General features: G+C 70.7%; 21 protein-coding genes. 11 read left to right on the top strand and 10 right to left on the bottom strand.

Going from position 1 to position 21,426, the window contains the following annotated elements:
- Window positions 1–40 precede the first annotated feature (40 nt).
- The 7 genes from D7V93_RS12105 (at window position 41) to D7V93_RS12075 (ending at window position 9,294) form a co-directional block, all read left to right on the top strand.
- Window positions 41–676, top strand: a complete 636-nt coding sequence (locus D7V93_RS12105; RefSeq protein WP_120643546.1) for an outer membrane beta-barrel domain-containing protein — start codon at window positions 41–43, stop codon at window positions 674–676.
- On the top strand, window positions 673–2,157 hold the full coding sequence (locus D7V93_RS12100; RefSeq protein WP_120643545.1) for a hypothetical protein: 1,485 nt from the start codon (window positions 673–675) through the stop codon (window positions 2,155–2,157). Before D7V93_RS12105 ends, D7V93_RS12100 begins: the two co-directional genes overlap by 4 nt.
- Complete coding sequence (locus D7V93_RS12095) at window positions 2,154–5,432, top strand: tetratricopeptide repeat protein (protein ID WP_120643544.1); 3,279 nt, start codon at window positions 2,154–2,156, stop codon at window positions 5,430–5,432. Before D7V93_RS12100 ends, D7V93_RS12095 begins: the two co-directional genes overlap by 4 nt.
- The gene (locus D7V93_RS12090; RefSeq protein ID WP_244237259.1) at window positions 5,429–5,923 is read left to right on the top strand and encodes a hypothetical protein; all 495 of its coding nucleotides are present in this window, start codon (window positions 5,429–5,431) and stop codon (window positions 5,921–5,923) included. Before D7V93_RS12095 ends, D7V93_RS12090 begins: the two co-directional genes overlap by 4 nt.
- Window positions 5,920–6,558 carry a hypothetical protein gene (locus D7V93_RS12085; RefSeq protein WP_120643543.1) on the top strand — a complete coding sequence of 213 codons (639 nt, stop codon included), beginning with the start codon at window positions 5,920–5,922 and terminating at the stop codon, window positions 6,556–6,558. The genes D7V93_RS12090 and D7V93_RS12085 overlap by 4 nt, the downstream gene beginning before the upstream one ends.
- A complete protein-coding gene (locus tag D7V93_RS12080; RefSeq protein WP_120643542.1) occupies window positions 6,558–8,477 on the top strand; it encodes a tetratricopeptide repeat protein in 1,920 nt (639 codons plus the stop codon). Before D7V93_RS12085 ends, D7V93_RS12080 begins: the two co-directional genes overlap by 1 nt.
- Window positions 8,478–8,565: 88 nt before the next feature.
- Window positions 8,566–9,294: a laminin G domain-containing protein gene (locus D7V93_RS12075; RefSeq protein ID WP_120643541.1), complete on the top strand. Its 729-nt coding sequence runs from the start codon at window positions 8,566–8,568 to the stop codon at window positions 9,292–9,294.
- A gap of 9 nt (window positions 9,295–9,303) precedes the next feature.
- Here D7V93_RS12075 and D7V93_RS12070 read toward each other — a convergent pair whose 3' ends face one another.
- The 4 genes from D7V93_RS12070 to D7V93_RS12055 all read right to left on the bottom strand — a co-directional run bounded on the left by D7V93_RS12070 (window position 9,304) and on the right by D7V93_RS12055 (window position 13,143).
- A complete protein-coding gene (locus D7V93_RS12070; RefSeq protein ID WP_120643540.1) occupies window positions 9,304–10,140 on the bottom strand; it encodes a hypothetical protein in 837 nt (278 codons plus the stop codon).
- 94 nt (window positions 10,141–10,234) lie between these two features.
- The gene (locus D7V93_RS12065) at window positions 10,235–11,884 is read right to left on the bottom strand and encodes a hypothetical protein (protein ID WP_244237258.1); all 1,650 of its coding nucleotides are present in this window, start codon (window positions 11,882–11,884) and stop codon (window positions 10,235–10,237) included.
- 119 nt (window positions 11,885–12,003) lie between these two features.
- A complete protein-coding gene (locus D7V93_RS12060) occupies window positions 12,004–12,483 on the bottom strand; it encodes a hemerythrin domain-containing protein (protein WP_120643539.1) in 480 nt (159 codons plus the stop codon).
- 15 nt (window positions 12,484–12,498) lie between these two features.
- Entirely contained in the window at window positions 12,499–13,143 is a 645-nt protein-coding gene (locus D7V93_RS12055; protein ID WP_120643538.1) for a hypothetical protein, read from the bottom strand.
- Between the two features lie 56 nt (window positions 13,144–13,199).
- On the opposite strand from D7V93_RS12055, the gene D7V93_RS12050 reads away from it, so the two are divergent.
- The 3 genes from D7V93_RS12050 to D7V93_RS12040 are packed head-to-tail and all read left to right on the top strand — an operon-like array spanning window position 13,200 to window position 15,679.
- On the top strand, window positions 13,200–14,042 hold the full coding sequence (locus D7V93_RS12050; RefSeq protein ID WP_208723000.1) for an LEA/WHy family protein: 843 nt from the start codon (window positions 13,200–13,202) through the stop codon (window positions 14,040–14,042).
- 14 nt (window positions 14,043–14,056) lie between these two features.
- On the top strand, window positions 14,057–14,755 hold the full coding sequence (gene aat, locus D7V93_RS12045) for a leucyl/phenylalanyl-tRNA--protein transferase (RefSeq protein WP_120643536.1): 699 nt from the start codon (window positions 14,057–14,059) through the stop codon (window positions 14,753–14,755).
- A 9-nt stretch (window positions 14,756–14,764) separates the two neighbouring features.
- The gene (locus tag D7V93_RS12040) at window positions 14,765–15,679 is read left to right on the top strand and encodes a hypothetical protein (protein ID WP_120643535.1); all 915 of its coding nucleotides are present in this window, start codon (window positions 14,765–14,767) and stop codon (window positions 15,677–15,679) included.
- Window positions 15,680–15,714: 35 nt separating this feature from the next.
- Here the strand turns inward: D7V93_RS12040 and D7V93_RS44430 are convergent, their stop codons facing one another.
- From D7V93_RS44430 to D7V93_RS12025, 4 genes are all read right to left on the bottom strand, one after another.
- Entirely contained in the window at window positions 15,715–16,002 is a 288-nt protein-coding gene (locus D7V93_RS44430; protein ID WP_147451150.1) for a hypothetical protein, read from the bottom strand.
- An 84-nt stretch (window positions 16,003–16,086) separates the two neighbouring features.
- On the bottom strand, window positions 16,087–16,467 hold the full coding sequence (locus tag D7V93_RS12035; RefSeq protein WP_120643534.1) for a hypothetical protein: 381 nt from the start codon (window positions 16,465–16,467) through the stop codon (window positions 16,087–16,089).
- Window positions 16,468–16,589: 122 nt separating this feature from the next.
- Window positions 16,590–17,576, bottom strand: a complete 987-nt coding sequence (locus D7V93_RS12030) for a hypothetical protein (RefSeq protein ID WP_244237257.1) — start codon at window positions 17,574–17,576, stop codon at window positions 16,590–16,592.
- 82 nt (window positions 17,577–17,658) lie between these two features.
- Complete coding sequence (locus tag D7V93_RS12025) at window positions 17,659–18,492, bottom strand: Ig-like domain-containing protein (protein WP_120643532.1); 834 nt, start codon at window positions 18,490–18,492, stop codon at window positions 17,659–17,661.
- Between the two features lie 55 nt (window positions 18,493–18,547).
- On the opposite strand from D7V93_RS12025, the gene D7V93_RS12020 reads away from it, so the two are divergent.
- Window positions 18,548–19,963 (top strand): hemolysin family protein, encoded by a 1,416-nt coding sequence (locus tag D7V93_RS12020; RefSeq protein WP_120643531.1) that lies wholly within the window; start codon window positions 18,548–18,550, stop codon window positions 19,961–19,963.
- Window positions 19,964–19,996: 33 nt separating this feature from the next.
- Here the strand turns inward: D7V93_RS12020 and D7V93_RS12015 are convergent, their stop codons facing one another.
- Together D7V93_RS12015 and D7V93_RS12010 are read right to left on the bottom strand one after the other, a co-directional pair.
- On the bottom strand, window positions 19,997–20,401 hold the full coding sequence (locus D7V93_RS12015; protein ID WP_208722999.1) for an LEA/WHy family protein: 405 nt from the start codon (window positions 20,399–20,401) through the stop codon (window positions 19,997–19,999).
- Window positions 20,401–21,318: a serine/threonine protein kinase gene (locus D7V93_RS12010; protein WP_120643530.1), complete on the bottom strand. Its 918-nt coding sequence runs from the start codon at window positions 21,316–21,318 to the stop codon at window positions 20,401–20,403. The genes D7V93_RS12015 and D7V93_RS12010 overlap by 1 nt, the downstream gene beginning before the upstream one ends.
- Between the last annotated feature and the right edge of the window lie 108 nt (window positions 21,319–21,426).

Raw genomic sequence — 21,426 nt, 5'->3', positions numbered from 1 at the left:
GCCCGCGTCAGCCCCGTCCCCCCGACAGGAAACATCCCCCGTGCGATACATCCTGCTCACCCTCCTGTGCCTGGTGCCCGGCCTCGCGCGCGCCCAGGCCGAGGAACTCGAGAATCCCGGCACCGTCTCCGCGGTGCAGGACCGTCTCTACCGCATGCACCACGAGCTCTCGCTCGGCGTGGGCGTGCTGCCCGCGGACGCCTACTACAAGGGGCTCATCGGCACCGTCGGCTACACGTACCACTTCAGTGACAGCTTCGCGTGGCAGGTGGGCCGCGGCACGTACAGCTACAACGTGCAGACCAGCCTGCGCCGCCAGTTGGAGCGCGACTTCGACGTGTCCCCCACCAACACCGCCTTCGAGGACCAGGTGCAGTGGATGGTGGGCTCCGACCTGGTGTGGAGCCCGCTCTACGGCAAGAGCAGCTTCCTCAACACCAACGTCGTCCACTTCGAGGTCTCCCTCCTGGCCGGCGGCACGGTGGTGAAGGTGGAGCGCAGCGACGGCTTCCGCCCCGCCATCAACCTGGGGGTGGGCCTGCGCGTCTTCTCCAGCCGCAACGTGTCCTTCCGCCTGGACGTGACCAACAACACCGTCTTCGCGGGCGCGTCGCGCATCGTCAACGTGCCCACCGTGCAGCTGGGCACGGCCTTCAACTTCGGCGCCACGGAATGACGTCCCGCCCGCTCATCGTCGCCGCGCTCACCAGCGCCGCGCTCTTCGTGTTCCCAACGGCCGCCCGCGCCGCCCCGGACGCAGGCCTGCCGCCCATGCCGCCGGCACCGGCCGCCAACGCCGCGCGCCCCGCGGGCACCGCCGACGCGGGCACTTCCGCGCCGGACGCGGGCACCGCCGCCGGCCCGCTGTACGCGTGGCTCCAGGCGACGCCCCGCACGGACGACAACTACGCGTGGGGCCAGTACTTCCTCGCCAAGAGCCTCATCGACCTGGGCCTCACGCACGCGGGCGCCACGTACCTGGCGCGCATCGCGCGCGAGCGCACCAACCCCAACGTGCTGCCGCGCGCGCTGGACGCGCTGAAGGAGCTGACGGACCGGCCGCACGACGAGGTGATGATCGACGAGCAGGTCTTCGGCGCGCTCGACCTGGGCTTCCTCCCGGAGGAGACGGGCGCGTACGCGCACTACCAGCAGGGGCTCGTCGACCTGCGCGTGGGCAACGAGCGCTGGGCGGGCACGCACTTCTCCAAGCTGCCGGAGACGAGCGCCGAGGCGAGCCGCGCGAAGTTCGCCCTGCTCGTCACCCGCCTCAAGCAGGTGAAGGATCCGCCGGATGAGATGGTGAAGGACTTCCTCACCCTGTCCGAGGACGAGAAGCTCACGCGCGAGTCGCGCAACGAGGCCGCGCTCGCCGTGGCCCGCCTGCGCTACGAGCGCAAGGACTGGCCGGGCGCGCTGGAGGCCTACGGCAAGGTGAAGCTGCCGGACCTGGACCCCGGCCGCGCGAGCCTCTACCTGGAAGAGGCGTGGACCCGCTACAAGCTGGGCGACCTGAGGGCCTCGCTGGGCATCCTCACCACGCTGGACGCGCCGTCCTTCCGCGACGAGTTCCTGCCGGACAAGTACCTCTTGCGCGCGCTCATCTTCCGCGACCTGTGCCACTACCTGCCCGCCAAGCGCGCCGCGAAGGAGCTGACGCGAAGGTACGCGGACTCGCTGGAGTCCGTGCGCGGCCGCGAGGACCTGAGCCAGGACGTGCGCCTGCGCCGCGCCGCCAACGCGCACGGCGGCACGAAGCGCGCCGCCCGGTTCGTGTCCCTGCTGGACCTGGAGGGTGAGCGCCTGGGCCGCTACGCCGGCAGCTTCGGCGACCGGCTCTTCGGGCACCTGACGCGGCTGTATGACCTGTCCCACGCGGAGGCCGTGCGGGTGTACGACACGCGGCTCGCGGAGGCCGTGCGCCAGGAGGCGGACACGCTGCTGCGCGCCGCCGAACAGGTGCGCCTGATGGAGTACGAGGTCGGCCTCAAGCTGTACGAGCGCGTGAAGAAGGGCGCCCAGGTGGTGGCCGCCGAGGAAGAGGAAATGCTGTCCCCCGCGCAGGTCGCCTTCCGCTTCGACAACGAATACTGGAACGACGAGCTCAAGTCCTACCGGGTCCGCATCGAGAGCCGTTGCATCGAGGAAACCCCATGACCGGCCCGTTCACCGGCCTCATCACCGCCGCGCTGCTCGCGGCCGCTGCTCCTGGCGCCGCCGGCCGCGCCGGGCCCAACCTCAACCCCATCATCTCCAAGGCGAAGGAGCGCGACGAGCTCATCGCCAAGCTCAAGCGCGACATCTTCAAGGTGGACCGCGCCATCGGCGAGACGCAGAAGCTCATCTCCAAGAGCCGCAACGCGCCCTACCTGCCGGACCTCCAGTTCCGGCTGGCGGAGCTCTTCGTCGAGAAGAGCCGCTACGTGTACTACCTCCAGGCCGAACAGCGGCCGGAGGGCGCGTCGGGCGCCATCGTCTCCCCGGAGACGCGCCTGATGAAGCAGAAGGCGGTGCAGATGTACTACCGCCTGCTGCGCGAGTACCCCGACTTCAAGGACGGCGACCAGGTGACGTTCTACCTGGCGCACGAGCAGCGCGAACTGGGCCAGTTCGACGAGATGCTCAAGACGCTGGGGGACCTGACGCGCAAGTACCCCAACAGCCCGCTGCGGCTGGAAGCCGAGCAGATCCTCGGTGACCACTTCTTCGACAAGGCGGACCTCGTCGAGGCGGAGAAGCACTACCAGGCCATCCTGGAGCTGCCGCCCTCGCCGGTGCACGACCTGGCCCGCTACAAGATGGGCTGGATCCGCGTGAACCAGGCCAAGCACGCGGAGGCCGTCACGTTCTTCGAGGCGGCGGCCGCGAGCGCCCCCCTGGCCGGCGTGGACGTGAAGAAGGCGCTCAACGTCAAGCGCGAGGCGCTGCTGGACCTCGTGTACAGCTACACGGAGGCCAAGCCCCCCAAGGGCGCGCTCAACTACTTCGAGAAGCTCAGCGACAGCCGCGCCACGTACTCGCTCGCGCTGGACAAGCTGAGCAACCGCTACTTCATCAAGCAGCAGTACGAGTGGGCCATCCCCGCGCTGCGCAAGCTGATGGAAGTGCAGCCCGACCCGGAGATGGACCTGGAGCGCGGCCAGAAGCTGTACGACTCGCTCAAGGCCGCCAAGGGCAAGGTGCTGCCGGAGCCGGAGGACATCCGCTTCCTCGTGCGCGCCGCCGTGCAGAGCAAGACGGATCCGGAGCTCTCGGAGACGGACCGCAAGAAGCAGCTCGCGGAGACGGAGGAGATGGCGCGCGACCTGTCCACCCAGGTGCACCTGGCCGCGCAGAAGAGCGACCAGCGCGACCTGTACGTGAAGGCCGCCCAGGCCTACCGCGAGTACCTGGAGCTGTTCCGGCCCGAGCAGTACGTGCGGCCCATCATGAAGAACCGCGCGGACGCCCTCTTCGCGGCCAAGGAGTTCCCGGACGCCGCGCGCCAGTTCGAGGAGCTGGCCCGCTACGAGGACAAGGCCAAGGCGAAGGACGACAAGGCGGTGGACGCGGCGCTGTACGGCGCGCTCCTGGCGCACTTCTCCACGCTCAAGCCCGAGGAGGCGCTGAAGCGCAACGCCTTCGAGGTCGCCGACGCGCGGCAGGCGCTGAAGCTCTTGGGCGCCACCTACGTGTCGCGCTACCCGCAGAGCCCGCACGTGCTGGACGTGAAGTTCAACATCGCGCGCGCCTACTACGAGGACGGTGACTACCCGAAGGCGTCGGAGCTGTTCACCGCGTTCGCGCTGGCGCACCCGGCCTACAAGGACGCGCCGGTGGCGGGCAACCTGGCCCTGGACAGCCTCCGGCAGGTGAACGACTTCAAGAAGCTGGACGAGACGGGCCGCAAGTTCCTCGCGTCCTCGCTGCCGGCCAACTTCCGCGGGGAGGTGCAGAAGATCCTCACCCAGAGCAAGGCGGAGGCGCTGGACGAGCTGGCCCTGCAGAGCGCGCAGGAGACGGGCGACGTCATCGAAGGCCTGATGAAGGTCGCGGACGAGAACAAGAACACCGACATCGGCGAGAAGGCGCTCTACGGCGCGTTCACCGCGGCGCGCGAGAAGCGCGACCTGCCCCGCGAGCGCGAGCTGGGCACGAAGCTGGTGCAGTCCTATCCCAAGAGCCAGTACCTGTCGGACGTGCTGCTGACGCTGGGGCGGCACTCGGCGGAAGCGGCGGCCTTCGGCGAGGCGGCCGGCTGGTTCGAACAGGTGGGCCAGAAGCTGGGCGGCGACCTGGCGGCGGTGGACGGCTGGATGGCCGGCGCGCGGCTGCGGCTGGCGCTGGGCGAGTACAAGGAAGCGTCCCGCAACCTGGAGACGGCGTCGGAGGCAGCGGGCGCGCGCAAGGGCGAGGTGCTGGCGCTGCTGGCCGAGACGCGCCTGAAGCAGAAGGACTACGCGCGGGCGAAGACGACGGCGGAGTCCGCGCTGCGGCTGGACAAGAACAACGTGGCGGCCGCCGCGGTGCTCGCCGAGGTGCAGGCCGTCACCGCGCCCACGGCCAACGCGGACGCGCTCATCGCCACCCTCACCGCCGCGGTGCAGGGTCCCAACGGCCAGTCGGAAGAGGCGGCCAAGGGGCTGTGGTACCTGGGAGAGATCCTCTACCGCGGCTACAAGGACCTGCCGGCCGACAAGGTGGAGGAGAAGGTCGCCGCGCTCCAGTCCATGGAGGGCGTGTACACGCAGGCCGCGTCGCTCGGGTATCCGGAGTGGGCGGTGGCGTCGCTGTGGAAGATTGCCCTCGCGTACGGCCACATCGCGGACGTGGTGGACCAGACGCCGGTGCCCGGTGGGCTGTCCGCCGCGGAGACGAAGCAGTTCCAGGACGCGGTGAAGCAGCAGGTGGCGCCGCTCAAGGCCCGCTCGGATGACGCCTTCAAGGCGTGCCTGTCCCGCGCGGAGTCGCTGGAGGTCTTCAACGCGGCGGTGCTGGGCTGCCGCAACCGCACGGACGTGGCCGCGCTGCCGGTGCCGCAGCCGGCCGCGCCCACGCAGCCCGCGGCGCTGGAGGACCTGCGCAAGAAGGCGGAGAAGGTGCTGTCCGCCGAGGCGCTGGAGGCCCTGGGCATGGGCTTGCTGGACGCGCACCAGTACGGCATGGCGCAGCTCACCTTCGGCCGCGTGACGGAGCTGCAGGACACGCGCGCCTCCGCGCACGCCGCGCTGGGCTGGGCCATGCTCAACCAGGGCGACGCGATGGGCGCCCGGGCGGCCTACGCCAAGGCGCTGGAGGCGGACCCCACCTACGACAAGGCCCGCCTCAACCTGGCCGCGCTGCGCTGCCGCTTCGGCGACACGGACGGCGCGCGTCGCGAATTGGCCGTGCTCAAGGACATGGGCACGCTCAACGGCCCGGACGTGGACGCGGGCTGGAAGGCGTGCAAGTGAGCGCGCGCCTTCGCTTCATCGCTCCGGCGCTCGTCGCGCTCGTCACCGCGTGTGGTGGCGAGGGCGGCGCGCTGGAGGGCAGCGTGACGCCGCTGTTGGATCTGCACTACCAGCGGGCCGACGCGCAGCTCGCGGAGGGCACGCTGGCGGTGAGCTTCGTCAACGTGCAGGGCACCGGGCAGAACGTGGTGCTGAAGGTGAGCGCGCGCGTGACGGACATGCTGCCGGACGCGGAGTACACGGGCTCGCTGGACATCGACCTGGCACAGGCGCTGGAGGACGGCTCGCAGCGGGGCAGCGTGGACCGCAGCGTGCTGGACGAGCCCGTGCGCCCCTTCCCGCTCCTGCAACGGGGCAACCTCTTCGTGAAGTCCCTTCCGAAAACCACCGGTGACCGCGTGTCGGGCGAGTTCAACGTGACCTTCGTCAACGGCACCGACGTCTACTCCGGCCGCACCATCTTCGGCCGCTTCGAGGCGACCGCTCCATGAAGCGCACCCTGCTGCTCAGCCTGACCCTCCTGGCCTCCGCCTGTGGCCCGCGCTACGGCATGCGCGTGCCGGACTCGCTGGTGAAGAAGCTGCCGTACGAGACGCGCATCGAGCTGCTGGAGTCGGAGAACGACCTGGCGCTGGCCATCGACCGGGTGGACGAGGCGGACAACGAGGTCAACCGCGCCCGGGAGAACATCCGCCGGGCGAAGTCCCGCCAGGAGGCCGCCGAGGACGAGGAGGACCGCGCCCCGGACGCGTCGTCGCGCGAGGTGGCGCAGCTGGCCATCGCGGAGTCCGAGTCCCGCGTGGAGTTCCTGCGCGCGCACCAGCGCCTCAACGTGGGCCTGCGCGAGGTGGAGAAGCTGTCGCTCAGGTGCGCCTTCGCGAAGTTCGAGCTGGCGCGGCTGACCGCGGCGCGCAAGGCCAAGGTGCAGGGTAGTGAGCGCCTGGAGCCCAAGGAGTACGAGGAGCAGGTGTCCGAGTGTGAGGCGGCGGTCAAGGAAGAGCGGGCCGCGCTTGCCGAGGACACGAAGGAAGCGCAGACCGCGAAGGAGGCGTGGGAGGCGAAGAAGGCCGCCCTCGCCAAGAAGACCTTCGACGCGCGCGCCAGCCCATACGTGGAGAACCTGTGATGACGAAAGTCGGCGTCCTCCTCCTCCAGTTGCTTGCTGCCCAGGCCCCCGCTCCTGCTCCGGAGGCCCCTCCCGCTGAGAAGCCCGCCGTGGCCGCCCCGCGCGCGGACAAGCTGCCCGACGACCCGGACGCGCTCTACAAGCTGGGCACGGCCTTCCTGTCGCAGAACCAGCCGCGCCGCGCGGTGGCCCCGCTGACGAAGCTCGTGGGGCTCACTCCGGACGGCGTGCCGGCGAAGGTGGCCCTGGCACGCGCGCTGCGTCTTTCGGGCGACGTGGACAAGGCGAAGGCGGTGCTGGACGCGGCGCTGGCGGCCTTCCCGGAGGAGGCCACGCTGCGCTCGGAGCGCGGCCTGCTGGCGCGCATCCAGGACGACACGGACGAGGCCATCACCCAGTACTCGGTGGCGACGGAGCTGGCGCCGCAGGACGCGGAGCTGCGCTTCAACCTGGGGGAGGTGCTCCAGCGCGCGAACCGCACGGACGACGCCATCGAGGCGTACCGCGAGGCGCTCAAGCTGGACGGCGCGCTGCACGTGGCGCGGGTGAACCTGGGCAAGGCGCTGGCGGAGAAGGGGCTCAACGCGGAGGCCAAGGAGACGCTGCGCGAGGCGCTGCGCCAGAAGGACGGCGACGCGGAGGCGCACTACAACCTGGGCGTCATCCTGATGCGGGAGAACGACGCCACGGGCGCGTTCGCGGAGTACCAGGCCGCCCTCAAGGCGGATCCGAAGCACGCGCGCGCGCAGAACAACCTGGGCGTGGTGCTGGACGGCCAGGGCAACGCGCGCAAGGCGGCGGAGGCGTTCACGCGCGCCATCGCGTTGGATCCGAAGTACGCGGAGGCGCACTTCAACCTGGGGCTCGCGTGCTTCCAGTTGGGAGAGAACTCCCGCGCGACGCGCGCCTTCGAGAAGGCGCTGATGCTGGAGCCCCGGCGCGCGAGCGGCCCGTACACGCAGCTGGGCCAGCTCTACCTCGCGCAGGGCAAGAAGGCGCAGGCGGTGGCCGCGTTCCAGAAGGCCATCGAGAAGAGCGCTGACGACGGCAAGAAGACGACGGAGGCGTACCAGGGGCTCGCGCGCGCGTACCTGGGGCTGGGCAAGGTGGACGAGGCGGTGGCCACGCTGAAGACGGCGGTGGAGACCTTCCCGGACGAGCCCGGCACCCGCGCGGGCTACGGCGACGCGCTCAAGGCCAAGGGCGACCTGGACGGCGCCATCGCGCAATACACCGTGGGCCTGAAGCTTGCGCCCACGACGGAGAACCGGCTGGTGCTCGCGGAGGCGTACGCGAAGAAGCACGTGGGCGCGCAGGCGAAGCCGCTCTACGAGGCGGTGCTGGCGGAGGATCCGAACCACCGCGGGGCGAAGCTGGGGCTCGCGGACCTGCTGCTGGCCATGGGCGACTACGCGGCGGCGGAGAAGCTGCTGACGCCCGCGGCGGGCGAGGAGCCGGACACGGGGGCGCTGGCGCGGCTGGGCATCCTGCACTCGCGGCGCGGCCGGCCGGACCTGGCGGTGCCGGAGCTGGAGTCGGTGGTGGCGAAGGACCCCGCGCAGCTGGAGGCCCGCGCGGAGCTGGGCTTCCTGTACCTGCGTGGCGGTGACGAGTCCAAGGCGGTGCAGGTGTTGAGCGACCTGCTGGCGGTGGAGCCGCGCAACTCGCTGGGCCTGCTGTACCTGGGCCACACGCTGTACCGGCAGGGCAAGGCGAAGGACGCGGAGAAGTCCTTCCGGGGCGCGTCGCAGGTGGACCCCATCGCCGGAGAGCCGCACTTCGCGCTGGCGCAGCTGCTGGAGTCCACGGGCCGCAAGGACGAGGCGAAGAAGGAGTACGAGGCCGCGGTGCGCCTCCAGCCCGACCACGCGGACGCGAAGACGGCGCTCCAGAAGCTCGTCGCCTCCGGCACGCCCTGACGCCCCGAACGGGGAAGCTTTGTCCCTCCTGGACGGGTTGTGGCTGTGCTGGAGTGGCACGGTCACGGAGTCCAGGAGGAGGTACGTCATGAAGGTGCGAAGCCAACCGATGCGCGTGGGGCTGGCCGCGGTGTTGCTGCTGGGCCCGCTGACGGCGGGCGCGGTGAGCCAGAAGCTGCGCTACAAGTTCGAGCTGGTGTCCGACCCGGTAACCACCGTGGTGGACGACAGCGGCAAGGGCCACACGGGCACCGCGCAGGGCAGCAATGGCGGCACCGTCGTCATCGAGACGCCTGGCTATGAGGGCCAGGGCGTGCGCTTCCCCGCCGTCTGTGTTGGGACGACGTGTCCCAAGGCGGCCATCACCGCGGCGGACGCCGTGTCGCTCAACCCGGGGACGGCGCTGTTCTCCTTCGGCGCGCGCGTGCGCGTCACGCTCGCGGAGCTGAGCGCGGACCACGGCTCCAACCTGGTGCAGAAGGGGCTCTCCACCACGCCGCAGTGGAAGCTGCAGCTCGACGACGCGGTGGCGGGCAAGCCGAGTTGCGTGGTGCGCACCACGGGCGGCACGGGCGCCGTCATCGTCAAGTCGTCGGTGGGCATCGCGGACGGCACCTGGCACAAGGTGACCTGTCAGCGCACCAGCACCACGCTGACCATCCTCATCGACAACGTGGCCCGGGGCAGCGCGGTGCTCGCCAGCACCTACGACATCAACCCGGCGGGCCAGCCCCTCACCATCGGGGCCAAGAGCGTGGGCAACAACAACGACCAGTTCCACGGTGCCATCGACGACGTGTACTTCAACCTGGACTGAGCCGGCCGCTCAGTCGCGGGGCCGCATGAAGCCCTTGGGCAGCGGCGGCCCCGTCGGCGCGGGAGGGGTGGCTTCCGCGAGCTCGCGGCCGAAGCGGTAGCGGGCCTCCGCGTGGACGCCGAAGGACTCGCCTTCCGCGCTCGCCAGCAGCACGAGGTCTTCGTCGGGGCGCGTACCTTCGGGCAGGTGCAGCGTCCACGGGACTTCCTGGGCGTCGCCCTCCAGCACGATGGGCGACGTGGGCCCTTCCTGGAGCAGCGCGCGGGAGGGCACGCGCAGGGAGACCTCCACGGGCGCGGTGAAGCCGGGGCTGCGCTCCAGCCGCGCGATGAGCCGCACGGTGTCCGTGCCGGTCTCCACCACCCGCCAGGAGACGTGCAGCGGCGCGGGGACGCGGGCCGTGGTGGCGAGCACCGTCGGCGGTGGCGTCGCGTCGTCCGTGTCCCGGGTGTCCTCGGGCGCGGCCCGCGCGAGCATCCCGTGAGCCTCGGAAACAACGGGGCCGCTCGTCTTCACAGGGAGGGCCTGGGGCTTCCGGCCTTCGCGTGACGGCGCATTACGAGACGCTTCCGTGGGAGCGTCCATCGCCGCCGGTCGCGACAGGTCGTGTGGCGTCTGGACCGTGCGCAGGGGCACTTCCTCGGACTGGGGTGGCAGGTCCGTCGCACGGGGCAGCTTCTTGCGCCGCGCGCGGTCCACGCCCGACGCCATGCTGGCCGACAGCGCACCGACCAGGGCCAGCGCGAGCACGGCCCCGGCCATCCGCCTGCGCAACTTCGAGCGTGCCGGCGGCACGAGCCCAGGCACGCGGTTCCGGAGCTTCATGCGCGGGAGCTTCATGGGCATGACATCCGCCTTCGCGGCTTCGCGCGCACCGGCGGCATGAGCCCAGGCACCCGGATCCGGAGCTTCGAGCGAGGCTGCTTCGAGCGAGGGAGCATCATGGGCACAGGGGCTCGTGGCTGGGGTACGGGAAGGCGGTGGCGGGCTCGGTGGCCGCGTCCACCCGGGCGCGGGGGAACCCCTGGCACACCATCGCGTCCAGGAAGTCCGCGAGGCACGGCGACGGCTTGCCCGTGTCCACCACGCCCGAGAGCGCGCCCTTCGCATCGCGGCTCCAGGTGTGGCGGGTGTAGCCGCGCGCCCAGGGGGCCCGGTTCATCGCGGGCGCGGAGAGCGCGTCGTACAGGGGCTGGCTCGACGGAGTGCTGGTGGCGGTGCGGTAGAGGATGGCGGCGACCTCGTTCTCGTCCATGGCCTGGAGCAGGCCGTCCTCCGCGTGGGGTCGCGCCCAGGCGCTCACCGACGAGGCGCGCGCGGACAGGTCCACCCAGAACATCGTCCCGCCCTGCCGGTCGTAGTAGCGCGGGCTGCGCCGCGCGTCGGTGCTGAACCATGTGGCCCAGCCTTCACTCCACGCCTGGCCCGGGAAGGTGGGCACGCCCACGTAATGCGGGCCGCCTTCGTCGGGAGGGGCGCCCCGGCTGGCCATCACCCAGTGCCCCAGCTCGTGCATCACCATCGCGTCCGACCACCACGCCGCATCCGAGTCCCCGGGCAGCCACACCTGCGCGTCCCATTTGCGGCCCACCGCCGTCACCGGCCAGCGAGCGAAGCACGCTCCGCAGGACCACGTCGTCCCGAAGCCCAGCCACGCCACCACGGGCAGCCCGTCCCGCCCGCCGAAGCGCTCGCGCATCCGGCGCCACGCCGTGCCCAGCGAGTCGAACACCGCCGCCGCGCCGGAGCCCTCGGCTTCGGTGAGGGTGAACACCGGCTGCTCCCACACCTCGCGCGTCGGGTGCGCCCAGCTCCAGATGCGCGCCGTGTCACCCGGCACCGTCGCCACCCGCTGCTCGCCCGGGAGGCCGGGGTCCGCCACCGCGTAGGCCACCGCGCCGTCGCGCCCCTGCCCCACCGCGTACACGACGATGCGGTCGTCCTCGCGCAGGCTCGCGGGCACCTTCAACGTGAAGCGGCCGGCGCCGTCCGTCACCTGCGAGTCCAGCAGCGCGCCGCCCTGGAAGGAGACGATGAGGAAGCCTCGCGCGGGCACGAGGTCCACCTCCGCCGTCCAGCCCCGGAACGCGGCATCCGGGAAGCGGCGGGCGTAGCGCACCGTGCCGCTCAGCGTGGGCCCCGGCCCGCCGCAGAAGCCCCGGCCCGCCGCGGGCTCACAGCCGGCATCGCACGCACGCGCGACCCACTGGCTGTTCGTGCACACCTCCCACGCCCCGGCCTCCGAGCACCGCGAGACGCCGTCCACGCACGCCGCGCCCGCGACGCAGGCGACCTCCGGCGTTTCGACACAGGCGGTGTCCGCGCCGCAGTCCTCGCGGTGCACGACGCCGCCTTCGCAGCGCTCCAGCACGCGGGGCCCCAGGCACCGCCCCTGCGCGGGGAGCTGATCACACGACTGCGCGGACCGGAGCTGCTCCTCGGGCAGCGTGGAGACACAGGCCGCGCAGGCCGCGCCTTCACAGTCAGGCGCACACGGCGTCAGCTCCGCGCCCGAGTCACACCCCAGGCCCAGCAGGCCCGCGCAGAACAGCGCCCAGGTCCGCCACCGCGCCGATGCTCCGCGTCCCACCAGGAGGAACCCTCTTTCAAGCCGGCGTCTTCACCGGGGGCTGAATGCGCGGCGAGGACAGCACGCGCCCCGCCCGGGCAGGCAGAGGCAGGCGACCCAAGGCCTCCCTGCTCGCCCGCTCAACCCTCCGTGCGAGCCAGGAACGCGGCCAGCAGTGCCTGTCGCTCCGCTTCGCCCAGCACCCCATCCAGCGCGGGGAACAGGTACGTCTCCTCGCGCAGCGAGTGGTGGTGCTCCAGGTGCTTGAAGGTGCTCTCCATGTCGAAGACCCGCAGCACCGCGCGGCGGTAGTCCGGGGCGGCGGGGTCCAGGGCGTCCACCGCGTCCTGACACTTCGCCAGCAGCTCGCGCATGCGCTGGTGTTCACCGGTGAAGAGCTCCGGCGCGGCGCCGCGGATCCGTCCGGCCCGGGGCAGTTCGGGCAGGAGCAGCGCCTCTTCCGCCTCCAGGTGCCGCGTGAGCTCCTCGCGGTAGCGCGTGAGCCGCTCGCGGGCGACGGGCAGGTCCAGGCCCATCAGCGCCTCCTGGTGCTGGAGGAACAGCTCCTCCAGCTCGCGGTGGAGCGCGCCAAGGCTGACGAAGTCGGAGGGCACGGACATCGCGGCGACGCGCCTTCAGTGCACCTTGTCGTCGCGGGCACCCGCCTCGCGGGCCACGCGGGGACGCGGTGTCACCATGCGGGCGACGCCGGAGAAGAGCTGATCCTCCGTGTAGACCTTGCGCACGCGGCGGTGCGACATGCGCGGGTGGTACGCCGGGCCCGGCCGCTCCAGCCATTGCAGCACGCGCACTTCGCCGGAGTGGGCCAGGTCGGCGAGCAGCGCCTCCGGGCACAGCTTCAGGTAGCGCCGCACGAGCGGCCGCAGCCGGCGCGCGAAGTCAGCCCCCAGCTTCGCGTGACGGCGGCCCGCGTGCAGGGTGCCGTCGAAGCGCAGCGAGATGTGGAAGAGCTCGTGCATCAGCGTCTCCAGCCGCGCCTTCGCGGTGGAGCCCCGGAAGAAGAGCGGCCGCAGGGTGATGCAGTACAGGATGCGCCGGCCCCGGATGCGCACCACTGGCTTGCGCCGCCCCGCCTTGTCGATGCTCTTGCCGCCCTTGAAGCACAGCGGCTTCACCGTGCCGCGGGAGGCGCGCCGGGCCTCGCCCGCGACCACCAGGATGCGGCTGACCTTCACGTGGCCGAACTCGGGCATGCGCGCGGCGATGTCCCGGATGAGGGAGCGCAGGGTCCGGTTGAAGTTGGGACGGCGAGGGGCCACGGTTGGTGGACAGTCTAGCGGAAAACCCCTTGGGGACAGCCCCCGACCTCCCCAGAATGTCCGCCGTGAATCGCTCGCTCTGCATGGTGTCCCTGGTGTCCGTGCTGTTCACCCTTGTCTCCGGGTGTGCCTCCGCCCCGGTCCGCTCGGGCGGCCCCCCTGCCCTCACGGCGCAGGAGACGTCCGTGGTGTCCCAGGGGCTCACCGACGCCACCGTGCGCTACACCGGTCAGGTGACGGGCACCTCCAACGGTGTGCTGGAGCGCGCCGACTACGAGCTCGTCGCGGACGGGCAGGTGCTGCGCAAGGGCTCGCAGAAGCTGGGCGTGCCGTTCGCGCCGGGCACGCCTGCGGACTTCTCCTTCGAGGAGAAGTCCGCCTACGTGAAGGGCCCCGACGACCTGGCCCGCCTGAGCGCCCAGGGCGGCACGGTGCTCATCGCGCTGCGCGGCACGCTGGTGGTGCGCTCGGGCGAGACGGAGGAGACGCTGCCCTTCGCCGCGAGCCGCGCGGTGCGCGTGCCCCGGCTGCCGGAGGTCGTCGTGGAGGAGCTGGACGGGGCCCGCTACTCGCCGGAGGAGGTGCAGATCAACCTGCGCCTGGGCGTGCGCAACCCGAACCCGTTCCCGCTGCGGCTCGACTCGCTCACCTACCAGGTGGCCGTGGCGGACCGGCCGCTGGCGGAGGGCACGGTGGGGCAGGCGGACACGGTGGACGCGTCCGCGACGGGCGTGTACCCGGTGGAGGTGGCGGTGACCCAGCAGACGTGGGGTCCGGGCGTCAAGGCGCTCATCGCCAAGGGCGTGCTCCCCTACAGCGTGAAGGGCGAAGTGAAGGGCCCGATGCTGCAGCTGCCCTACACGCTCAAGGGTGACGTGAAGCTCAACGTGTCCCGCTAGACTGGGGCGCGACAGTGCCCATCTACCTGTTGAGCGATGACGAGCCGGAGCTGTTCCCGCCTCCGGCCAAGGCGGACTCGAGCGGCCTGCTGGCGGTGGGCGGAGACCTGCGCCCGGAGCGGCTGGTGGCGGCGTACTCGCAGGGCATCTTCCCCTGGTACAGCGAGGGGCAGCCCATCCTGTGGCACTCGCCGGATCCGCGCTTCGTGCTGGAGCCGGCGAAGGTCCACGTGGGTCGCTCGCTGCGCAAGGTGATGAACCGGGGCACGTACACCGTGCGCTACGACACCGCCTTCGCGAGGGTCATCGACGCGTGCTCGCGCGTGCACCGGCCGGGGCAGGACGGCACCTGGATTACGGACGCGATGAAGCAGGCCTACGTGAGGCTGCACGAGCTGGGCCTGGCGCACTCGGTGGAGGCGTGGCAGGACGAGGTGCTGGTGGGCGGGCTGTATGGCGTGTCGCTGGGCGCGGCGTACTTCGGGGAGAGCATGTTCGCGCTCGCGCCGGATGCGTCGAAGGTGGCGTTCGCCACGGCGGTGGAGCGCTTCCGGGGCTGGGGCTTCCAGCTCATCGACTGCCAGGTGGAGACGGAGCACCTGGAGCGGTTTGGCGCGGAGCCGTGGCCTCGCAAGCGGTTCCTGGCGGCGCTCAAGGACGCGCTGAAGGAGCCCACGCGGCAGGGGCCGTGGACGGAAGCCGAAGCGACGTAGACTGCCCGGATGGATGTCCACTACACCTGGATTGGCCCCCCTCCGACGGACCGCAGCCGTGACATCGACGAGCCGAAGCGGCTGGCGGCGCGGGTGGGCAAGGGCGTGAAGATCTACTTCTGGTGTCTCGACGCGCAGGTGGCGGGGTACCAGCGGGACTTCGCAGCGCACAGCAACGTCACCGTGCGCGGCATGCAGGCGTTCCTCACGGGAGCGACGACGAAGGCCTACCGCTGGTACTACTGGTACCAGGAGTCGGACGACTGGGCCGTCGCGGCAATGACAGACATCCTCAACTGGGGACTGGCCCAGGGGACGCCGACCTCGTACCGCGCGTTCGTGAAGGACGCCTGGTCGCTCTTCCTCATGTACACGTGGGGCGGCTACGTGCTGGACGCGGGCGTGGGGCCGCACGGTGGCGGCGCGTTCGTACTCCCGGAGCCCACGGCGTTCATGAGCCCGTCACTGACCCAGGAGGACGCGCTGATGATGCGCCGGTTCCGGCTGTCACGGCTCGCGGGGTGGCAGGGGCAGGGCGACGTGACGCTCAACGAGATGCGCGCGGACGAGGTCTGCGAGGCGATGAACTACGGGGCCGCGGACGACGGTGAGGGGGAGATGTGTCCCCAGATTGAAGTCTGGATGCTGGCGAGCCCCCGGTATTCCAAGGGGGCCTGGGCGGCCCTGCGCCAGTACTGCGTCGTCTGGAAGGAGATGCAGCAGAACAACACCCTGGTGAGCGCCAGCGCCCCCCAGGTGTTCCGCTACCTCATCGCCGGCTCCGTCTACAACGGCCTGTCCCACGGGCAGAATGGCACGGCGCCGCGCAGCTCGCTGTGGTTCTGCCAGAACGGGCAGAACAGCACCGTGGAGGTGCCGGTGCTCAAGCTGCGCAAGACGTACCACGGGTCCAGCGCGCACTGATCCCTTCCCGGGACGAGCGATCCGGGTCATGCCCTTCAGCGCGGATAGTCTTCGCGGAGCTGGAACTCGTGCATGAACACGATTCGAACGTCTTTATCCGTGAAGACGAATCCCTCACCTTCGGCGCGGATGCATGGGCTTTCGCAAACCCACATTGTTGGCACCCGGATGTCCATGCACCCAAGAAGCACCAGATAGGCGCGTCGTTCGCTCGGGGCATTCCATTCAATCGCCAGCCTGTCATGCGAAGGACTGAAGTCCCAAAGGCGGCCTGTTCCACCCCGGTACTTCGACAACCTGTCGTTTAGAGCGAGAATTTCCATTCCACACAGCTCCAATCCCGGCATCCACTTCCCTCGTACGCAGCGCCCAGGTGGACACGTACCGACCCACTCGATGGTCGTGCCCTACTCCTGAGCCGGCCATTTGCGGAACGGCGTCCAGTTCATGCGTGGCTGCCCCTGCACAAACGCAATGGGCGCCAAATGCTCATCAAATAACCGGAGCATGACGTAGCAATTCGACAGGAAACGTCCCTGCTTCGCATCCGCGAACATCACAACCCTCAGGACAAATAAGTCTTCAGAACGCTGAACAGCCTCGACCTGGAAGTCAGCCTGGGACATCGCCTGCCCGAGCCGCACAAGGTCATCAGCAGAAACAAGCTTCACCGGCCCAGCAGTCTTGATCTCCCACTCTTCAATCCACGTCCCATCCGCCTGGGCTCTGACCTCAGGGAAGACCACTTTCACGATATTCGCAAAAGCCTTCGCATAATCATCGGCCATGTTGTCTCAAGCTCCTTCGAGAGTTCGCTCGCTTGACAACGACTGGCAAAGCGAAAGCCCCCGGCTGCCGTCGTCCGGCGTCCAGGGGCCCGTGGCTGACCTCTCCTGCCTAGCGCCCCGCGCTACTTCTTGCAGGGCGACAGGCTGCGCTTCGCGTGGATCAGGTCCTCTTCCGTAGGGCTGCCGTAGCGCACGGCCTTCGGCGGCGCCTTCAGCTTCTGGTAGTCGTACGCGTAGAACACGCCCATCTGCCGGCTCAGGATGTAGCGCAGGCCGTTGAAGTCCCAGAGGCCTCCGAAGAGCACGCCTCCCGGCTTCAGCTCCTGCAACGCCGTGCTCTCCGGCGCCCTCACGAACAGCTTCGACAGGTCCTCCGTCGCCCAGTTGCACGGGTTGCTGCCGTTGCGGTGCAGATAGGACACCGTCAGGTCGAACGCGCCCGCGTTGTCCTCGCCCGTGACACCGAAGTACTCCCACAGCCGCGCGCACTCCGGGGCCACGCAGTCCTGCGGCGGGATGTGCTCCGCGTAGTCCGGCGGAATGCCGTCCGTCTCCTTGCCCGTCTGATTGCGGTTGGGCCGGCGCAGCCTGCACCCCGTGGGCTCGTCCTTCTGCCGCAGCACCAGCGGCGTCCCCGACAGGCGCCCCGGCGGCAACAGCTCGCAGTCCGTCCGCAGCTCCGCCATCAGGTACGTCTGCCGGTCCTCATCCGTGCCCATCCGCACCGCCCACCACTCGATGGGCGTCGCCTTGCACGCCTTCGCGTCCGCCTTGCCGAATACCCAGAGCGGCACCTTCAAGTCGGGCGCTCCCAGCTTGCGCGCCATCTCCGCCGGCACCGGTTTCACCCCGGAACGGCTGCGCGCCCCCGCCTGGAAGAACTTGTCCTTCGCGGGCGGAATGATGGCCTGGTGCACCAGCCAGCCCGGCCGCTCGAGGCCCACCAGCCCCATGGGCGTCACCGGCAGGAACTCCGGCTTCACCGGGCAGCCCCGGTCCGGCTCCGGCATGTCCACCACCACCGCGTCGCCGTTGTCCTCATCCACCTGCGCCCGCGCGGCCCGCGGCCACACCGTCAGCGCCAGCACCAGCGCGAAACCCGCGCGCATCGCTCCACCTGTCATCGTCGGACCTCCGCCTGAAGTCATACCGCAAGCGGACCCCGGGGCGGAGCACGTCCGCCGGCAGGCCTCAGCGCTGCTTCTTGCCAGGCACGGCGGGCTTCGCCTTGCCCTTCACCGGCTTCGCCCCCGCGTCCGGCGTCCCCGCGTCCGGCGCCGGCACGTCCGACACCGTCGCGTCCTGGGCGGCCTGGTCCGCCGGCGACGTCTCCGGCTTCGGGGGCGCCTCCACCTCCGCGCGGTCCTCCAGCGGCACGCGCCCCACCCCGCGGCGGAACAGCTCCCAGAGCGCCTTGCGGTGCCCGGCCCGGTCCGTCTTCCCCGACAGCACCAGCCCCGCGCCGCTGTAGCGCACCGACAGCCCCGGCGGCATCCCCGCCGCGAAGTCCTCCAGCTGCTCCTGGAGCTGGGTGACGTCGAACGTCACGTCCAGGTCCCGGGCCAGGAACGCCTGCGTGCGCAGCAGCTCGCGCAGCGACTTGCGACAGGCGGTGCTGCCCACCGTCACCGTCAGCGACGACTCCACGCCCTGCGTCGCCTTCAGCCCCGGGCACGCCTTCTTCGCCGCCGCGATCAGCGGCTCGACGTTCTGCAGCTCGATGGGCCCCACCATGATGCGCCACACCGCGAAGCGCCCTTCGGCGTAGAGCAGCAGGTCCGTCACGCCGGCCCCCTTGGGCGTGGGCGTCAGCAGCAGCTCGCCGCTGGCCGACAGCGCCTCCGCCGACACCACCGACGGATCCGCCACCTCCACCCAGTCCACGGCCGTCAGCTTGACGAAGCGCTCCTTGCCCGGCTCCAGCGTGAGCGCCTGGTCCACCGGCCAGCAGAGGGCCTCCCTGGGCGCCAGCAGGCCCAGCAGCCCCAGCAGCCCGCCAATGACGTACATCCGACGTCCCCGCATGGTGCCTCCCGCCAGGGTGGTATGCCCCTCTAGCACGGGATAAGAACGTCGCCCTATGCCTACCTGGACCCTCTGGGTCGCCTGCCTGGCCCTCTGTTTCACGAGGTCCCTGGTCGCCGCCGCGGAGTCCGCGCTCTACGGAACGTCGGACCTGCGCGCCCAGGAACTCGCCGAGGAGAGCAAGACCACCGCCGCCCGCCGGGTGCTCCGCCACAAGACGCACCGCGAGGCCACCGCCACCGCCCTGCGCCTGGGCATGGTGCTCAGCGGCTTCCTCGCCGCCGCCATCGGCGCCTTCGTGCCCCCGCGCCTCTTGGACTTCAGCCGCTACGGCGAGGCCGCCTGGGTGCCCGTCGCCACCGTGTGCGCGGGCGCCCTCTTCGTGGGCGTGCTCGCGAGCCTCATGGAGGTCACCATGCGCGGGCTCGCCAACGGCAACCCGGAGCGCTGGGCCCTCCGGCTCGCGTTCCTCGTGTCCGTGCTGGTGCTGGTGCTCTACCCGCCCATGCGCATCATGCTGGGCCTGCTCAACCTGGGCGCCCGCACCTTCGGCCGCACCCTGCGCTTCGAGCCGCCGCCCCCGCCCCTGGAGGAGCTGGAGAAGCTGCTCGCCGCCCAGGCCGCGCGCAACGAGGTGGACAAGAGCGCCCCGCAGCTCATCCGCTCCATCTTCGAGCTGTCCGACAAGCGCTGCCGCGACGTGATGGTCAACCGCACGGACGTCATCTCCGTGGACGTCACCACGCGGCCGGATGAAGTGCTGCGCATCCTCGCGGAGGAGAACCACTCGCGCATCCCCGTGTACCGCGACGACGTGGACCACATCGTCGGCGTGCTGCACGCGCGCGACCTCATCCCGCTGCTCCAGCACCCGGAGCTCATCGTCCTGCAGGACATCATCCGCCCCGCCCACTTCGTGCCGTGGATGAAGCCCGTGGGCGACCTGCTGCGGGACATGCAGAAGCGGAAGATCCACATGGCCATGGTCGTCGACGAGTACGGCGGCTTCATGGGCGTCGTCACGCTGGAGGACATCCTCCGCGAAATCGTGGGCGACATCGGCGACGAGTTCGAGGTGGAGGAGAAGCTCGTCGAGAAGCTGCCCGACGGCAGCTCGCTCGTGGACGCCGCGATGGAGGTGGATCAGTTCACCAAGGTCTTCGGCTTCCCCCTGCCCGAGGGCGACTTCGACACGCTGGGCGGCTACCTGTCCTCGCTCGCGGGCCACCTGCCCGACGTGGGCGAGCGCTTCACCTACAACGGCTGGCAGTTCGTCGTGGCCACCAAGGAAGGCGCCCGCATCGACCGCGTGAAGATGACGCGCATCAAGAGCTCCGTGCCCGCCCCCGCGGACGGCGCACCTCGCGACGGCACCGCGCCGAAGGAAGACGCCCAGGGCGCCTCGCGCCGCGCCGACGCCGAATCCCCCCCGGACTCCGGCGCCGCCCCGTCTTCTGAAGCCAAGCGCTGAAGCGCTCGGGGCGCAGCGAAGCGCGGAGGCACCTCAGGGAGCCGGGGCGGACTCGGCCCCCGGCATCCACGGAATCTCCAGCGAGCGGACATCCCGGAAGGGCGCCCGCCGCTCGCTTCCTCCGAAGCGCAGCACCACGCCTCCCTCCACCCGCACCGCATGCGACGTGGGCTCCGGCCGCGCCGCCGACCGGGGCACCGCCAGCGGGAAGCGGACCTCCAGGGGGATTTCATGCTGCCCGTCCAGCGGCTCGCCCATCACCTGCTCGCCCGTGGCCAGCCGCCGCCCATCCACCCGCAGGTCGAAGTCCACGCGGGTGAGCGAGGCCGCGTCGGAGGACGGGTTCCTCACCTTCAGCTTCAGCGTGAGCGCCCCCGCGCCCTCGCGCGTGAAGACCACGTCCACCGACTCCACCCGCACCGCCCGGCGCGAGCGCATCAGCCGCCCAAGAGAGGCTGCAGCGCCTCCACCGTGAGGGGCCAGCCCGCGCGGCGCGCCAGCACCTCCAGCGCCTTGATGAACTCCGCCGCGGACTGGAAGCGGCGGGCCCGGTCCGCGAACAGCGCCTTGCGCGCCACCTGCGCGGCGTAGTGCGGCAGGTCCGGCGACACCGTGGAGAGCAGCGGCACGCGCGCGTCGCGCACCTGGTGCATGAGCTGCGCTTCGTTCTCCCCGGTGAACAGGCGGCGGCCGCCCCACAGCTCCCAGAGCATCACGCCCACCGCGTACAGGTCCGTGCGCGCGTCCACCACCTGCCCCAGCACCTGCTCCGGGCTCATGTACGGCAGCGTGCCGCGCAGCGCGCCGGAGTCGCCGCGCATCATCCCCTCCACCTCGGCCACGCCGAAGTCGGTGAGCTTCACGTCGCCCTGGATGCCCAACAGCACGTTGGCGGGGTTCACGTCGCGGTGGACGATGGTGGCGCCGTTCTCCCCCACCTTGGCGCGGTGGATGTAGTCCAGCGCCTTGAGCACGCACCACGCGATGTAGCAGGCGGACTCGGGCGGCATCGCGGCGCCGGCCTTGATGAGCAGCTCCTGCATGTAGCCGAGCGTCCGGCCACTCACGAGCTCCTGCACCATCAGGTAGTCGGGGCCGGCGCGGAACAGCCGGAACGTCCTCACGATGTGCGCGTTGCGCAGGCGCACCGTCAGCTTCGCCTCGTCGACGAAGGCCTTCACATACGCGGGGTCGTTGCGGAAGGACGGGTGCAGCCGCTTGATGACGACTTCCTCGGGCTCTCCCGGGGAGCGCTGCGTCGTCTCACGGGCGCGTGCTTGATACACCTCGGCCATGCCACCGACCGCCAACCGGCCGACCACCTCATAGCCACCCAGGTCCGGAGCTTCCGCCACGGCTGCAAGACTATCGCGGTTCCGGGAGGTGCCCCACTATTCCGTTACCAGGGAGGCGAAGAGGGCCTCGTACTTCCGGGCGGACGCACCCCAGGAGAAATCCTTCCC

It is taken from the genome of Corallococcus llansteffanensis (assembly GCF_003612055.1).
Lineage (GTDB): Bacteria > Myxococcota > Myxococcia > Myxococcales > Myxococcaceae > Corallococcus > Corallococcus llansteffanensis.
The sequence above is the reverse complement of the archived record's forward strand: the minus strand, read 5'-3'. Positions and strand labels throughout refer to the sequence as shown.